Below are 16747 nucleotides of genomic sequence, written 5' to 3' on the forward strand. Positions count from 1 at the left end.
ACGGACCGCTGGTGCATCTGTTAGGCTGCCAAGCCTATAGCAGAGTAGCCAAGTCTGGAACTGATAAACGCTGAAGGCATCTAAGCGTGAAACAGACCTCAAGATAAGACTTCCCATCCGAAAGGAGTAAGACCCCTTGTAGACTACGAGGTAGATAGGTTGGAGGTGTAAGCATGGTAACATGTGTAGCTGACCAATACTAACGGTTCGAGGGTTTGACCTAAAATAAGGTTAACTTGAAAAGATTATGTTTAGTTTTAAAAGTATATGCATAAATAAAAATTTAAAGCATATACTGTAAGAGTAACCAATTAATTAATAGGTCTCTTACACAAATATTCCTCGATAGCTCAGTGGCAGAGCATTCGGCTGTTAACCGAAGGGTCGTAGGTTCGAACCCTACTCGGGGAGTTTATAAGGCCCATTGGTCAAGCGGTTAAGACACCGCCCTTTCACGGCGGTAACAGGAGTTCGATTCTCCTATGGGTCATTTTTGGTGACGATGCGACTTAGGGAAACACCCGTTCCCATACCGAACACGTAGGTTAAGACTAAGTCGGCTGATGGTACTTGGCTGGAGACGGCCCGGGAGAGTAAGTGGTTGCCAAATTCATATGGCGGCATAGCCAAGTGGTAAGGCAGAGGTCTGCAACACCTTCATCACCAGTTCAAATCTGGTTGCCGCCTTTTAAAAACAGCTTAGATAATATCTAAGCTGTTTTTTTGTATGTAGAAAATTATATTACCTAGATATTTAAAAATGGCCGTATTATAATCGATAGATAGAATTTGAAAGAAGATATAATTGGAATAGAGACCAACAGATGGAAGAGAAGGTAAATGGAGTACATTAGGGGCAGGTATAGAAGCTATAGCAGGGATTATGACGATAGTTATTATATATAAGATAATGTTTTCTCAATATAATTTAATAGCCATCAAAAGGCTGTTGAAGGTTAAGATAGAATGGAAATAAGTAATCACAAAACCTATGATTGTTTCAATAGGTATGGGTGTAATGAGTTTCTTCCTATATAAAAGGTTTATAAGGGTTACACATAGTGTGATAAAATGGACATGAATTAGAGTACCAGTAGCAGTTTTAATTTATAGTATTGGATGCATATTAACTAAGACAGTTACATTACATGATATTCAATATATTCCACTAGTTAATAAATATATAAAGAAATTCAAAGATAGGAATGTAAAAGATAATATATCGAAAATTTCTTTTTTCCATTATCAAAGGATTTAATTTATAATTCTTGAAAAATCATGTATAATAAGAATTAAAAATGGTAATTAATCAAAGGAGGGTAAAGAAGTGAACTATCAAGTTGGAGATGTAGTGCAGATGAAGAAGCCGCACCCTTGTGGGACTAATGCCTGGGAAGTCCTAAGAGTGGGGGCGGACTTCAAACTGCGCTGCCAACAATGCCAACATATTATTATGTTACCACGTGACAAGTTTGAAAAAAATGTAAAAAAAGTTTTAAAACATGCAGATTCTGAAGCTTAAAAGCAACATTATCCAGCATGTTTTTCATTAAAAAGCTTGTATTCATTACCTGTTTATGATAAGATAGTAAACTGTAATGTAATCCTTGCTCTACACAAGATGTAGGGCCAAAGTCCAAAAGGAGGTGCCAAGATGAAAAACTACGAATTATCACTAGTATTTATCTCAACTTTAAGTGAAGAAGAAAAAGTAGCTAACCTTGAAAAAGTGAAAGAATTAATCGCTCGTTTCGGTGGTGAAGTTACTAACGTTGATGATTGGGGCAAAAGAAAACTTGCTTATGAAATCAACAAACAAAAAGAAGGTTTCTACTACTTCATTCAATTCAATGCTGAGACATCAACTCCAGCAGAACTTGAAAGCAGACTTCGTATCACAGAAACTGTTCTTCGTTACTTAATCGTACGTCTTGACGAAAAATAATAATAACCGTAAGAAGGAGGTTATGATATGAATAAAGTTATCCTAATGGGACGTTTAACACGTGATCCAGAAGTACGTTATTCACAATCTGCCAATCCAGTTGCAGTTGCAAGATATGGACTAGCTGTTAGAAAACAATTTGCAAAACAGGGAGAACCAGATGTGGACTTCTTTAATATAGTTGCTTTTGGGAAAGCCGGAGAATTTGCAGAAAAGTTCTTTAGAAAAGGACAAATGGTTGCAGTCGTAGGTAGACTCCAAACTAATAGTTGGGAAGACCAACAAAGAGTGAAACATACATCAATTGAGATTGTTGTAGAAGAGCAACATTTTGCAGAAAGTAAATCTTCAGCCGAATCAAGAGGTGTTATGACAAATAGCCCACTTGAAAGTATGTCCCCTGCCTCAACTAATCCTTCAACTGGTCCAGTAGATGGTTTTATGCCAACTACTATGGAAGAAGACGACGATTTACCATTCTAAATCACTTAAAAGGAGGGAAAATACCATGGCAATGCAAAAAAGACGTAACCGTAGAAGACGTAAAGTTAATCAATTTGCAGGTGATAACATCAAAAAAATCAACTACAAAGATATTAACACACTTAAAAAGTTTATCTCTGAAAGAGGTAAAATTCTTCCTAGAAGAATTACAGGTAACTCTGCTAAAGCACAACGCAAACTTACAGTTGCTATCAAACGTGCAAGACATATAGCACTTTTACCATACACTCAAGACTAATTAAGAATTATTAAATTCAATTCAGCACTATATAGAGAGACAAATAAGCGCACACACAATATGCACACGCACTGCTTTTAGCAGTGCTTTTTTTTATATATAAGGTGGTAGGGAGGTGCCTATAGTGGGGGACTATATATAATCTCTAAATTATGATATAATAGAGAGGACTCATTGAGGAGGATTAAAAAGCTATGAATCAAGATATAAGACAGTATGTAAAGTTATTGATGATAAGCCTTTTATATATTGCATTAGGGATTATAGGCATATATTCTAGTACACTTATCTTTTTAGTACCTTTATTAATGGCCCCTATGGCTATCTATTTAATGAGTAGCAAAAGAAACTATACAAGAGATATAATAATGCATATGGTGATTAGTATACTTATTTTTGGTATGACTATGCGATTTGATGAGGCATTATTATATCTGATTAGTGTGGCGATCCCTGCGCATATATTAGTAGCATGTTATAGAAAACAGTATTCTGTACCTCATGTTGCTATGTATACAGGCATAGGGACAGTTGGGTTATTCTATATTTATATTATAGCCATGAAGTATTTACAAATCGATTATATAGCAATGTATAATGCCTTGTTAGACGCCTTTAAAGTAGAATATATCAAAATGATAGAAGAAATGAGTCAGATGACTAATATGTCTGAACAAATGGCAGTGCAAATCAAGGTTATTAAAGAGCAACTTCCAAAGATTATTTCTTTATTTAAATACACCTATCCTGCCATGTTATTAGAAGCAGGTATTGTTATAGGGTTATTAAGTACAGCAATCATTACTCTAATTGGAAGAATGAAAAAGTGGCGTATGGCATCTCTTACACAACTTGTAAATTTTAAGTTTTCTAAATGGATGGCAGGGCTATTTTTAATTGCAGGATTTATTATTCAATTTAGTTCAGGAGGAAATGACTCACTTACAGCACTTGGCATTAATCTTTACTATTTTATAAGCTATTTATTACAGCTTATAGGGATTGTAGCGCTGATTATGATTATTAGAAAAAGTAAATGGAGCTCAGGCCTTAAAGTGATCAGTATTGTACTCAGTTTAATGATGTTTTGGACTACACCATTCATAATGATGATTATTGGACTTGGAGATACTTTATTTAATTTTAGAAAAGTTGATATTATTGTTTAGCTAGGGAAGGTAGGAACTATGAGTACAAAGAAAAAAAATCCATTAGGTTATATGGCCTATATAATACGCTTTGCTCAGGTGTGTTTTGTATTTGGAATAATACAAGGGATAATAGGGATTTACTTTAACACCTTTTTTGGTATTTTTGAAGCTTTAATTTTTGTAGGTATGCTTGCATATAGTTTTATGTTAGAAAAACGTTTAAAGTCGCATATGCAAGCTGAAATATTAGATCAAGTTAATGCTTTAGGTAAAATCAAAAAAGATATGTTTATAGATTCGCCTATTCCTATTGTTGTTATTGATAAAATTGGAACCATTGTATGGAGTAATGAATCTTTCAGAAGTATATTAGATGAGGAAGAAGATATAGATAAGAATATACGTGCTATATTTCCAGATTTTCAAATGGAGAACTTACCAAAAGAAACAGAGCTCTATGAGCGAGATATCTTAAAAAACGAGCAGCATTATCATATGATCTGTAATAAAGTTATAGATGTAGAAAATGCTTCTAACTTCCAATATGTATTATACTTTATTGATACAACAACTCAAAAAGAGTTAGAAGAACAAGTTAAGAAGCAAAGGTGCATGGTAGGTTATATCTATATTGATAATTACGAAGAGATTATGCAAAGCATAGAAGAAGTTAGAAGACCTATGTTAGGAGCTATCATTGATAGAAAGATTAATATATGGTTTAAAAATAATGATGTAGCAGTTTGTAAATTTGATAGAGATCGTTATATGATTTTCTTTACTCAAGAAAATCTAGAAAAGATGCAAAATCGTAAATTTGATATTTTAGATGAGCTTAGACATATTCAGGTAGGTAATGATTTACCTGTTACTGTAAGCATTGGTATAGGGCGTAATTTTGACTCCCTTATTGGTTCTAAAGAAGACGCTAGAGCTGCTTTTGACCTTGCATTAGGTCGTGGTGGGGATCAAGCGATTATTAAGAAAAATGATAAATATACGTTTTATGGTGGTAAAACTAAAGAGGTTGAGAAGAGTACACGTGTAAAAGTAAGAATTAAAGCTTATGCTTTTAAAGAGCTATTACATGAGGCTGATAAAGTTCTTATTATGGGGCATCAGAATATTGATATGGACTGTTTAGGGGCGGCTATGGGTGTTTATAGAGCTGCTACCATTATGGGTAAGAAAGCCCATATTATTTTACAGGACTCTACCTTTGCAGTACAGGAACTTTATAATAGAATTATAGAATTGCCAGAATATCAAGATTTATTTATTTCACAAGAAAGAGCAGACCAAGAACTTACTAAACAGACATTAGTTGTCCTTGTAGATGTTCATAGAAAGAGTTATTTAGAGTACCCAGCGCTTTTAGATAAGACAGATAATATAGTTGTATTTGATCACCATAGATTAAGTACAGATTACATTGAGAATGCAGTACTTACTTATATTGAACCGTTTATCTCTTCAACAAGTGAAATGATTTCAGAGATTCTTATTTATCTTGCAGATAAAGTAAAACTTACTCAGATAGAAGCAGATGCACTTCTTGCAGGAATTACAGTAGATACTAAAAACTTTGCTTTTAAAGCAGGGGTAAGGACTTTTGAGGCGGCAGCCTTCCTCAGAAGGGCTGGTGCAGATAGCACAAGGGTACGTATGTTATTTCAAAATGATATGGAAACGTATAAGATTAAAGCAACAACGATTAAAGATGCTGAAATATGGGATGAAGATATTGCTGTGGCTGTTGTAACTAACAATCATATGCATTCTAATATTATAGCAGCTCAAATTGCTGATGAACTGCTTACTATTAAGGGTATACAGACTACATTTGTTATTACAGTTAATGGCCCTGATTTACAAGTTAGTGCAAGAGCTCTAGGTGATATGAATGTTCAACGTATTATGGAGATGCTAGGTGGAGGTGGGCATAAGAATATTGCAGGTGCCCAGCTTAAAGATACAACAGTTGAAGATATGAAAGTAAAACTTAGAGAAGCAATTAATGATTATAAACAGGAAGGTGAATAGAATGAAAGTTATTTTAACACAAGATGTAAAAAAAGTAGGTAAAAAAGGTGATGTTTTAGAAGTTAAAGATGGATATGCTAGAAATGCCCTTTTCCCAAAAGGTTTAGCAGTAGAAGCGAATGCAGTTAATCTTAATCAAAGAAAAGTAGAGCAACGTTCTGAAGATAAGAAAAAACAACAAGAATTAGATGCAGCTAATGAAACAAAAGCATTAATTCATGAGAAAAAAGTAAGCATTCCTATTAAAACAGGTGAAGGCGGACGCGTATTTGGTTCTGTAACAACAAAAGAGATTGCAGAAAGTATTCAAGTTGCTTTTGGTGTTAAAGTAGATAAGAAAAAAATCAATCTTGCTCAGCCTATTAAAGCAGTAGGAACAAAAACAGTAGAGGTTAAACTACATCCAAAAGTAACAGCAGAAGTTACTGTTTGCACAGTTGAATCAAAATAATTCATAATAAGGAAGAGAGGAACGTCTATGGATGAGTCACAAATAATGCGTATTCCTCCACATAATATTGAAGCAGAGCAATCCGTAATCGGCGCCATTATTATGGATCATGAAGCACTTATAGTAGCTACTGAAACTTTAAAGCCAAAGGATTTTTATAGACCGGATCATCAAGAAATTTATAGTGCTATTATGGAGCTTTATACTTCTAATAGTCCTGTAGACCTTGTTACGATTCAAAATAGGTTATCTGAAAAAGGGGTTTTAGAACAGGTTGGTGGCATTAGCTATTTAGCAGAGCTTGCAACCATCGTTCCAACTTCTGCACATATTAAGGAATATGCAAAGATTGTACAAGAGAAATCAATGCTTAGAAAGCTTATTAAAGCCAGTCAAGATATTAGTGCAAAAAGCTATGAAGGCGAAGAGGGACTTCATGATATTATGGGATTTGCAGAAAAGCAAATTTTTGATATTACTCAAAATGTCCAGACAGAAGATTTCTCACATATTAATGAAATTGTTGTTACTTCTATTGATAAAATAGAACAGGCACATATTACAAAAGGCGGTATTACAGGTGTACCTACTGGGTTTATTGACTTAGACTATAAAACAGCAGGGATGCAACCTTCTGACCTCATTCTAGTTGCTGCTAGGCCTTCTATGGGCAAGACAGCTTTCTCATTGAACATTATTCAAACTGCAGCTATAAAGCATAAGAAAAAAGTAGCTGTATTCAGTCTGGAAATGGCAAAAGACCAGCTCGTAAACCGTATGCTATGCGCAGAAGCATTAGTAGATGCACAGAAAGTACGTACAGGTAACTTAGAGCCAGAAGATTGGGATCGTATTGCTATGGCTATCCCTAATCTAAGTGCTGCAGATGTCTTTATAGATGATACACCTGGTATCTCTGTTATGGAAATGCGTGCTAAGTGTCGTAGGCTGAAACTTGAAAAAGGACTTGATCTTATTATGATTGACTACTTGCAGCTTATGACAGGTAGTTCAAAATCAGATTCAAGGCAGCAGGAAATCTCAGAGATTTCACGTTCTTTAAAAGCACTTGCTAGAGAGATGCAGGCACCTGTAATTGCTTTATCACAGCTCTCTCGTGCGTGTGAAGCCCGTGCAGACCATAGACCTATGTTATCAGACCTTAGGGAATCTGGAGCTATCGAGCAGGATGCTGACGTTGTTATGTTCTTATACAGAGATGAGTATTATCACCCAGATTCAGATAAGAAGAACATTGGTGAAGTTATTATTGCAAAACAAAGAAATGGTCCAACAGGTACAGTAGAACTGGTATGGCTTGGACAATATACAAAATTCGTTAATAAAGATAGAGAATAGTAAAAGAGGTATGAACATGAGTCATACCTCTTTTTATGTTATGAGTGTCCTATTAGATACGAGATAAGTAATTATAGTATATCGGTTCTATAAATGACTATGCTTTGGCTAAGGTACTATGGATTTCTGCAAAGATATCTTCTACATGCTCAATGTGAGTAGCTTTATAAGCATTACTGCCGCAGAATAGCAGTGCATTCTCTGTATCACCATTAACGGCATGAATAAGGGCACTGGAAATACAATAAGGAATATCTGTCACACCACACTTATGAAGACAGTGGAAGAAGCAAGCTTTATTGCCACGGGGGTTAGTGATAAAATCATTTAAAATGGCACGTCCTGGCATACCTACAGGACTTTTAATAATACCTATGCTATCTTCTGTAGAGTGAATATAAGCTTCTTTAAAGGCTAAATCGGCATCACATTCATGAGTTGTTACAAAGCGTGTTGCCATTTGTACGCCATCGGCACCTTCTTTTAGTGCGCATGCCACATCTTTACCAGTATAAATACCGCCAGCAGCAATAACAGGAATAGATTTATTATATTTTTGACCATATTCTAGGGCTACAGCCTTAACTTCTTTAACAAGATCCATAAGTACAGGAGGATTATCAAGTACATCAGCATGGAAACCTAAATGACCGCCAGCAAGAGGGCCTTCTACTACAATAGCATCAGGTGTACATTGGTACTTCCTATCCCAGTGCTTACAGATGATATTAGCAGCCTTACCAGAAGATACAATAGGGACGATTTGAGTACTAGAACCTTTTGTATAAAGTGGGAGATCTAAAGGAAGCCCTGCACCTGAAATAATAAGATCAATTTTAGATTCTACAGCCTTTTTTACATATTCACCATAGTGTTTCATGGCAACCATTAAATTAACGCCAATAATACCTTCTGGTGCTTTTAAACGTGCTTTATGAATTTCATCTGCAAGAGCACGTAAATTTGCTTCAAGTGTATTCTTAATAAAGTCTTTTTCTCTATAACCAATTTGTGCGCCTGAAATGATTCCTATACCACCACATTTTGCTACACTTCCAGCTAATGAACTTAAAGATACGCCTACTCCCATACCACCTTGGATAACTGGGAATTTTGGTCTTAAATGACCTATAATAAGTTTTGATATTGACATATAACACCTCGTGGAATAAGTTTTGATTAACAAGTAATTTGATTTTCAAACTATATAATTATTATAAAGAGACTATAAAAAGATGTTGTGAAGAGAATAAATAATATTATTGAAAGTATGGAAAAATATGGTATAATTGAGGAAAAGGGTTTTTATACAAAAGATAGGGGGCAAATCAGTGAACGAAAAAGTTTATACGATTAAAGAAGTGGCCACTATTTTAGATATTGAAGCTTATGTTCTAAGATATTATGAGAAAGAACTAGAGCTTCAAATACATAGAAATAGCCAAGGGCATCGTATCTATACGCAAAAAGATATTACAATACTACAGCAGATTAAAGAGTTGAGAGAACAGGGATTAGAGCTTAAGGGCATACGTAACGTCATACATACATTAGATCAGGAAGGATTAGAATCACTTACACAAGTAAGTGCTACAAATGCTAAGGTTATTCCATTAGTAGGAGAGGACATAGATATTGGAGATAAAGATGATCAGAAAGTAAAGCAGTTTACGATGATTATCAAAGAAATGCTTAAACAAACCTTAGTAGAGTATGGAGAAGAAAACAAGAGGCAGCTGCATGAGGAATTGACACAAGAAATGGATATTATGATGGATAAGAAACTATCAGAATTAGAGGTAAGTCAGCAACAAAAGAATGAAGAGTATTATAAGAAGATGGATGAAACCATGCGAGAGATGCAGAAAATGCGAAAAGAGATTGCTTTATTAGAACAAAATACACAGAAACCATCTTTATGGAAGAAATTATTTAAAGACAAAAATAAAACAGAAGAAATAGAAGAAAAGAGCATGTAGGGGCAGCTACATGCTCTTTTTATATTTTAAAGGAATTGTGATTTATGCATAAATCGGTAAGTTATATTTCTTAAAAATCTCTTTAACTTCTTCAACTTCTGATTTAGAAGGTTGTTCAGTATCGAAGAGAGAATACTCATAACCGAGTTGTTCCCATTTGAACTCGCCCATTTTATGGAATGGAAGTAAATCTACTCTCTGTACGTTTGGAAGAGTAGTTAAAAACTGTGCTAAGTCTTCAATATCTTTTTTATCATCCGTTAAGCCTGGAACATAAACATAACGAATCCATACTGGAATATTACGTTCTTTTAGATGTTTAGCAAATGCTAATGTTGGATCTAAAGGAACACCTGTTAAATCTTTAAATACAGTAGGATTATAAGACTTAATATCAAGTAAAACTAGGTCAGTATAATCAAGAACAGGGTCAGCTTTTTCAATGCTAACAAAACCTGAAGTATCAAGACAGGTATGAATGCCTTCTTCTTTGCATTTTATAAACATATCTTTGACAAAGTCAGGTTGAAGAAGAGGTTCTCCACCACTTATAGTGAGACCGCCACCTGAGCAAGTCATAAATGATTTATATTTTCTGATATCTTGAATAAGAGTGTTGGTATCTTCTTCTCTCCCATCATTCATTTTCCAAGTATCTGGATTGTGACAGTATTTACAACGAAGGGGGCAGCCTTGTGTAAATAAGATGTAACGAATCCCAGGCCCGTCTACAGTACCGCAGGTTTCTACTGAGTGAATTCTACCTATCATGCCTTATACCTCCTGTAATGTAATGGTTAAGAGGATACACACTTATCCTCTTAACCTCATAAAGATTTAATAAATTAGAATTTTTCGTGGAATGTTCTATTGATAACGTCTAATTGTTGTTCTCTTGTAAGACGAATGAAGTTTACAGCGTATCCAGAAACACGGATTGTAAGCTGTGGATATTTTTCTGGGTGATCCATAGCATCAAGTAATGTTTCACGGTCAAATACGTTGATGTTTAAGTGGTGACCATCTTGTACGAAATAACCATCTAACATACCTACAAGGTTGCTGATACGTTCATCTGCTGATTTACCAAGAGCACCTGGAACGATTGAGAATGTGTATGAGATACCATCTTCAGCGTGTTGGTATGGAAGTTTAGCAACTGATGCAAGAGATGCGATAGCACCTTTTGTATCTCTACCATGCATTGGGTTAGCACCTGGTGCAAATGGTTCGCCAGCTTTACGTCCGTCTGGAGTGTTACCTGTTTTCTTACCATATACTACGTTTGATGTAATTGTTAAGATAGACATAGTTGGGTAAGAGTTTCTGTATGTTTTATGTTTTCTAATTTTGTTCATGAATGTTTCTGTTAATTTAACAGCAATTTGGTCAACTCTATCATCGTTGTTACCGTATGCTGGATATTCACCTTCGATATCGTAGTCAACTACAAGACCATCTTCATTTCTGATAGGTTTAACTTTAGCATATTTAATAGCTGATAATGAGTCAGCTGCTACTGAAAGACCAGCGATACCTGTTGCGAAAGTACGAAGGATTTCTTTATCATGAAGAGCCATTTCGAGTTTTTCGTAGCAGTATTTATCATGCATGTAGTGGATGATATTTAATGCATTTACGTATGTTTCAGCTAACCAATCCATCATTGTATCGTATTTAGCCCAAACGTCATCGAAGTCAAGGTATTCTGTAGTAACAGGAGCAAATTGTGGAGCAACTTGTTCACCTGATTTTTCATCTTTACCACCGTTGATAGCGTAAAGTAATGCTTTAGCAAGGTTAGCACGAGCACCGAAGAATTGCATTTGTTTACCAATTCTCATTGCAGATACGCAACATGCGATACCGTAGTCATCACCCCAGTAAGCTCTCATAAGATCATCGTTTTCGTATTGGATTGAGCTTGTTTGGATAGAAACTTTAGCACAGAAGTCTTTGAATCCTTGTGGGAAGTTTTTAGACCAAAGTACTGTTAAGTTTGGTTCTGGAGCTGGTCCTAAGTTGATTAATGTGTGAAGTACACGGAAGCTGTTTTTAGTAACAAGTGTACGTCCATCAAGTCCCATACCACCGATTGATTCTGTTACCCATGTTGGGTCTCCTGAGAATAAATCATTGTATGCTGGAGTACGAAGGAAACGTACCATACGTAATTTCATTACGAAGTGGTCCATTAATTCTTGAGCTTCTTCTTCTGTGATGATACCAGCTTTAAGGTCTCTTTCCATGTAGATATCAAGGAATGTAGATGTACGACCAAGTGACATAGCAGCACCATCTTGTTCTTTAATAGCACCAAGGTATGCAAAGTATGTCCATTGAACAGCTTCTTTAGCTGTTTGAGCTGGAGCAGAGATATCGAAACCATAGTTTGCAGCCATTACTTTAAGTTCTTTTAAAGCGCCGATTTGTTCTGTGATTTCTTCACGAAGTCTGATAATATCTTCTGTCATGCTTGGAACTTCAAGTGTAAGTTTTTGAGCTTCTTTATCAGCGATTAATCTATCTACACCGTATAATGCAACACGACGATAGTCACCGATGATACGACCACGGCCATAAGCATCTGGAAGACCTGTGATAACACCTGAGTGTCTAGCTTTTTTGATATCTGTTGTATATGCAGAGAATACACCATCGTTATGTGTTTTACGGTATTTAGTAAAGATTTCTTGTGTTTCTTTATCTAATTCATATCCGTATGCTTCAAGAGCATTTTTTACAGTACGCATACCACCGTTTGGCATGATATTTCTTTTTAAAGGTGCATCTGATTGGAAACCTACGATTTGTTCTAAATCTTTATCTAAGTAGCCAGGACCGTGAGAAGTAATTGTTGAAGGAATTTTTGTTTCAACATCTAAGATTCCTTTTTCACGTTCTTTTTTCATAAGTTCAGCTACTTCAGCCCATAATTTAGTTGTTCTTTCAGTAGCTCCTGCTAAGAAAGAATCATCTCCTTCATATGGTGTGTAGTTCTTTTGGATGAAGTCACGTACATTAACTTCTTTTTGCCAATCGCCTGCTATAAAACCATTCCATTGTTCAAACATCTTAAGGTCAACTCCTTTTATTTTTAAAATCATCTTATTATCCAATTAATAATAAACTCAGATACAAAGTTGATAACTTAGAGGATAATAATTATTAGTTAATTTCTTTACACTCCTATTATATAATGTATACTGTATACACGTCAATAGTAATACAAAAAAATATTATTATGAATTTTGTAATAACTTTAAGTTTTTAATTAGAATAAATAAAATCAGGCTGATAGAGAACTACATTAATAAGGAAAGGATTAGGTAATAGATAAGTAAAACATTGTCATAAACAAGGTGAGACATTATAATAGTACAGGTATATACTACATATTTTAAAAGGAGTCCGAAATGATTAAGCATGTTATGAACATCTTTTATGGCATTATTTTAGGTGTATCTAATGTTATTCCGGGTGTGAGTGCGGGCACTATGGCAGTTGTACTTAACATCTATGATGAATTATTAGGTGCAGTAAGCCTTAAAAAAGAGTATTTAAAGAAAAACCTTATATTTCTTGCAACGATAGGGATAGGGGCAGTTGTAGGTATTCTTGTTTTTAGTAATGCCATTACTTTTTTATTTGAAAAATACAATATGCCGACTAATTTTCTCTTTATAGGAATTATTATAGGAAGCATTCCTATGGTAATAAATCATGCAAGAGCTGGGGAAAAAATACGTTCTAAAAACTGGATACCATTTATTATTACATTTGGAGTGATGATCGTAATGGTATTGACAAATGATGCAGAGGCTAATGAAGTTATTTTAAGAGAAATAAATCTGGGAATGTCTATATGGTTAATATTTGCAGGTGCTATTAGTGCATTTTCAATGATTATTCCTGGGATTAGTGGATCTTTTATCATGCTCACTTTAGGCGTGTATACATCAGTTATTACAGCTGTATCAGAATTTAACTTTGCAATTCTTATACCAGTAGCAATCGGCATACTCATTGGACTTATTTTGGGCATTAAGATTGTAAAAGTGTTGTTATCAAAGTATCAACAAGCAACTTATATGGCTATATTAGGACTTGTAATAGGTTCTGTTTTAGTTATTTATCCAGGATTTACATTTAACTTTACTGGATTTTTTGCTTTAATATGTATGTGTATAGGTATTATGATCACTTATTCTTTTGCAGATAAATAACCGTAAATGATTTAAAAAGAATAAGGACATACTAAATTAAGTACAAAACGACAGTGAATGTACGTAATAAATGAAGGAGACAATTATGGGAAAAGAGACTTATGTATTTGGACACAGAAATCCCGATACAGATTCTATATGTTCAGCAATAGCTTATGCACATCTTAAACGTGCATTAGGTGTAGAAAATGTAAAAGCAGTAAGACTTGGAAAAGTAAGTAAAGAGACAAACTTTGCATTAAATTATTTTAATGTAGAAGCACCGACTTTAATTGAGCATATTAAACCACAAGTGAAAGATATGAAGTACTATGCTATCCCACCTGTCTACACAGTAGATTCTGTAAAAAAAGCATGGGATGTTATGACTGAGAATAGAAGACCTATGATTCCAATACTTTATCCAGATCATAAATTAGCTGGTGTAGTATCTATGTCAGATATTGCAAAAACTCATATTGGTTTAACAGATGGTAATGTACTTCAAAAATATCGTACACCATTTGTAAATATTGCAGCAGTACTTGAAGGTAAAATCGTATGTGGTGATTATCCACAACCTTATGTAGAAGGTGAAGTCTTTACTACAGCTTCTATTACAGAAGATGATAGACTTAAAGATGTAGACATTGTTATTACAGGAAGTAATAAAACTCTTGTAGATATGGCAATTAAATCAGGTGCAGGTTGTGTTATTATTACAGATCAAGATATGGATGAACTTGATTTTACACATCAAGTAGAAGGTAACTGTGCAATTATTTGTACACCGTACTCATTCTTTAAAACAATTAAAATGATTTCTCAAAGTATTTCTGTTAAACACTTAATTGGTAAACAAGATCTTATCTTCTTCCAAACAGAAGATACTATTGATGAAGTTAAAGAAATCATGCTTAATACAACACATAGACATTTCCCGATTGTGGATGAAGATGGCAAAGTAAAAGGAATTATTTCTAAACGTCATATTTTAGATATTCAAAAGAAACCTGTTATTTTAGTGGACCACAATGAGAGAGATCAAAGTGCCATGGGTATTGAACAGGCACAAATCTGTGAAATTATTGATCACCACCGTATTGCAAATATTGATACAGTAGGGCCAGTGTTCTTAAGAGCAGAGCCTGTAGGATGTACATCTACAATCGTGTCAAAAATGTATGAAGAAAACAATATTATGCCACCTAGAGAGATTGCGGGTCTTATGCTTAGTGCAATTCTTTCTGATACACTTATCTTCAAGTCACCAACTTGTACAGAGACTGATATCAGAATGGCAAAACGTCTTGCAAAAATTGCAGAAGTTAATCTTGAAGAATATGGTATGGACCTTATTGCAGCAGGAACTTCTCTTGAAGGTATGACACCAAGAGAATTACTTGATATGGATCGCAAACCATTTGTAATGGGTCAATTTAGTACAGCTGTTGCCCAAATCAATACTGGAGATTTCAAAAGCATCTATAAGATGAGAGATGAAATTCTTGCAGAAATGGAGAACTTAAGAGAACAAGAAGGGTTAGGACTTGTAGTTCTTATGGTAACAGATGTAGTTGTTGGTGGTACTGAATTATTTGCAGTAGGGCCAGAAAAATGGATTGTAGAGAGTGCCTTTGAACTTCCAAAAGAAGATGATAGTATTTTCTTGAAAGATGTTTTCTCAAGAAAGAAACAAATCATTCCACAACTTACAGCAGCAGCACAAAATTAATTTTTTAAAAAGTTGATAAATAGAAGTATTCTATTTATAATATAGAAGTGAAATACACATTAAAAAAGGAGGATATACAAATGGCTAAACAAGTGACAAAAGACATGGTAATTGGTCAAATTATCCAAGTAGATAGAGGTATTATTCCTATTCTTATGCAAGCAGGTATGCATTGCCTTGGCTGTCCATCAGCTCAAATGGAATCTATTGAAGATGCATGTGCAGTACATGGTATGGATGCAGATGAATTAATCAAAAAAATCAATGATTATCTTGCAACAACAGAAGAAGCATAAAATATAAAAAAGAGGGATGTCCTATAGTCTTAGACTATTAGGATGTCCCTCTTTTTATAAATAGTGAACGAGTATATCTAATGCATTAGAAGCGATAAGAACTTTTGCATGTTCTTTAAGGAATGTTTCATTTAAATCACTAGCAGTGCCTTCTTCGCCAAATTCACTTAACATACTCTTTAAAATGTCTGTATTTGTTTTTTTATTCTTATTAGGTTCGAGAATCATAAAATATTGGTTATCATATTTATAAAGAGTCGTCTCGCCAAAATAGAGATGTTGTATATAACAAGAGGCATGTGTTACATCCTCTAAATTCTTAAAAGTATACATAAGCGTATGGGAAGCAGTATTAGAAGCTTTAGGGGTCTCTTTAGCTAAGGCTTGCAGATCGCTTAATTTATTTTCTAGAGACTCTTTGAAGGTACGATGAGTTGGCCTTTCACCGATGGCTTCTAATCTTTCTTCTATTTGATTAGGGTCATCAACTTTTGTTACAACAATCATGATGCTGTCTGTAGATAATGGAACAGCTTCAATCATAAGTGGTACATTTTCAGCCTCAAAGCCGAAGTCTTCATAAGCTTTAGCCATCATATCTCTAAAAAGTGCTTGAGCTTTAGTTGACCCATAAGCAAGCTCACCGATTTTAATATCTCTATTTTGTAAATCAGAATGATTTAGAGTGACTCGGATTTGTGTATCGCTAATTTTCTCGATTTTCATACAACTCACATCCTTTCATAAAGTCACGGTATTTTAAGACAAATAAATATAAAGATATAAATTAGTATAAGGGAATGAATCATAAAAGTAAAGAGGATAAATCTATCAAATGCAT

Annotated in this window: 16 protein-coding genes, 3 tRNA genes and 2 rRNA genes; 17 read left to right on the top strand and 4 right to left on the bottom strand. The window is 34.5% G+C overall.

Features of this window, described 5'->3' with window-relative positions; all coding sequences use genetic code 11:
* The 13 genes from H8718_RS03135 to dnaB form a co-directional block, all read left to right on the top strand.
* Positions 1–223, top strand: a 23S ribosomal RNA gene (locus H8718_RS03135); the annotation flags it as partial.
* 116 nt (positions 224–339) lie between these two features.
* Positions 340–411, top strand: a tRNA-Asn gene (locus H8718_RS03140).
* A gap of 7 nt (positions 412–418) precedes the next feature.
* Positions 419–490, top strand: a tRNA-Glu gene (locus tag H8718_RS03145).
* Between the two features lie 2 nt (positions 491–492).
* Positions 493–610: ribosomal RNA gene (gene rrf / locus H8718_RS03150) — 5S ribosomal RNA — on the top strand.
* Positions 611–616: 6 nt separating this feature from the next.
* Positions 617–687, top strand: a tRNA-Cys gene (locus H8718_RS03155).
* A 640-nt stretch (positions 688–1327) separates the two neighbouring features.
* Positions 1328–1522, top strand: a complete 195-nt coding sequence (locus tag H8718_RS03160) for a DUF951 domain-containing protein (protein WP_177670366.1) — start codon at positions 1328–1330, stop codon at positions 1520–1522.
* Positions 1523–1654: 132 nt separating this feature from the next.
* Positions 1655–1945, top strand: coding sequence for a 30S ribosomal protein S6 (gene rpsF, locus H8718_RS03165; RefSeq protein WP_177670364.1), 291 nt, complete (start codon positions 1655–1657; stop codon positions 1943–1945).
* A 27-nt stretch (positions 1946–1972) separates the two neighbouring features.
* Positions 1973–2428, top strand: coding sequence for a single-stranded DNA-binding protein (locus H8718_RS03170; RefSeq protein WP_249331518.1), 456 nt, complete (start codon positions 1973–1975; stop codon positions 2426–2428).
* A gap of 25 nt (positions 2429–2453) precedes the next feature.
* On the top strand, positions 2454–2687 hold the full coding sequence (gene rpsR / locus H8718_RS03175; RefSeq protein ID WP_177670360.1) for a 30S ribosomal protein S18: 234 nt from the start codon (positions 2454–2456) through the stop codon (positions 2685–2687).
* A gap of 194 nt (positions 2688–2881) precedes the next feature.
* Positions 2882–3856, top strand: a complete 975-nt coding sequence (locus H8718_RS03180; protein ID WP_177670358.1) for a DUF2232 domain-containing protein — start codon at positions 2882–2884, stop codon at positions 3854–3856.
* Positions 3857–3874: 18 nt separating this feature from the next.
* Entirely contained in the window at positions 3875–5881 is a 2007-nt protein-coding gene (locus tag H8718_RS03185; protein WP_177670356.1) for a DHH family phosphoesterase, read from the top strand.
* 1 nt (position 5882) lies between these two features.
* Positions 5883–6332 carry a 50S ribosomal protein L9 gene (rplI, locus tag H8718_RS03190; protein ID WP_249331520.1) on the top strand — a complete coding sequence of 150 codons (450 nt, stop codon included), beginning with the start codon at positions 5883–5885 and terminating at the stop codon, positions 6330–6332.
* A gap of 27 nt (positions 6333–6359) precedes the next feature.
* Positions 6360–7691 (top strand): replicative DNA helicase, encoded by a 1332-nt coding sequence (dnaB, locus tag H8718_RS03195; protein ID WP_177670352.1) that lies wholly within the window; start codon positions 6360–6362, stop codon positions 7689–7691.
* Between the two features lie 97 nt (positions 7692–7788).
* Here dnaB and H8718_RS03200 read toward each other — a convergent pair whose 3' ends face one another.
* Positions 7789–8844 (bottom strand): NAD(P)H-dependent flavin oxidoreductase, encoded by a 1056-nt coding sequence (locus H8718_RS03200; RefSeq protein ID WP_249331521.1) that lies wholly within the window; start codon positions 8842–8844, stop codon positions 7789–7791.
* Between the two features lie 178 nt (positions 8845–9022).
* Between H8718_RS03200 and H8718_RS03205 the strand changes: the two genes are divergently transcribed.
* Positions 9023–9670: a helix-turn-helix domain-containing protein gene (locus tag H8718_RS03205; protein WP_177670348.1), complete on the top strand. Its 648-nt coding sequence runs from the start codon at positions 9023–9025 to the stop codon at positions 9668–9670.
* A gap of 42 nt (positions 9671–9712) precedes the next feature.
* Here the strand turns inward: H8718_RS03205 and pflA are convergent, their stop codons facing one another.
* Together pflA and pflB are read right to left on the bottom strand one after the other, a co-directional pair.
* Positions 9713–10441: a pyruvate formate-lyase-activating protein gene (gene pflA / locus H8718_RS03210; RefSeq protein ID WP_177670346.1), complete on the bottom strand. Its 729-nt coding sequence runs from the start codon at positions 10439–10441 to the stop codon at positions 9713–9715.
* Between the two features lie 74 nt (positions 10442–10515).
* Positions 10516–12744, bottom strand: a complete 2229-nt coding sequence (gene pflB / locus H8718_RS03215; RefSeq protein WP_177670345.1) for a formate C-acetyltransferase — start codon at positions 12742–12744, stop codon at positions 10516–10518.
* A 342-nt stretch (positions 12745–13086) separates the two neighbouring features.
* Here pflB and H8718_RS03220 point away from each other — a divergent pair, with 342 nt between their 5' ends.
* From H8718_RS03220 to H8718_RS03230, 3 genes are all read left to right on the top strand, one after another.
* Complete coding sequence (locus H8718_RS03220; RefSeq protein WP_177670343.1) at positions 13087–13896, top strand: DUF368 domain-containing protein; 810 nt, start codon at positions 13087–13089, stop codon at positions 13894–13896.
* 85 nt (positions 13897–13981) lie between these two features.
* Positions 13982–15610, top strand: a complete 1629-nt coding sequence (locus H8718_RS03225) for a putative manganese-dependent inorganic diphosphatase (RefSeq protein ID WP_177670341.1) — start codon at positions 13982–13984, stop codon at positions 15608–15610.
* A gap of 80 nt (positions 15611–15690) precedes the next feature.
* On the top strand, positions 15691–15906 hold the full coding sequence (locus tag H8718_RS03230) for a DUF1858 domain-containing protein (RefSeq protein ID WP_177670339.1): 216 nt from the start codon (positions 15691–15693) through the stop codon (positions 15904–15906).
* A gap of 54 nt (positions 15907–15960) precedes the next feature.
* Here the strand turns inward: H8718_RS03230 and H8718_RS03235 are convergent, their stop codons facing one another.
* Positions 15961–16632: an adaptor protein MecA gene (locus H8718_RS03235; RefSeq protein ID WP_177670338.1), complete on the bottom strand. Its 672-nt coding sequence runs from the start codon at positions 16630–16632 to the stop codon at positions 15961–15963.
* Positions 16633–16747: the final 115 nt, after the last annotated feature.

Origin of the sequence: Zhenhengia yiwuensis, assembly GCF_014384995.1 — a bacterium.
GTDB lineage: Bacteria > Bacillota > Clostridia > Lachnospirales > Cellulosilyticaceae > Zhenhengia > Zhenhengia yiwuensis.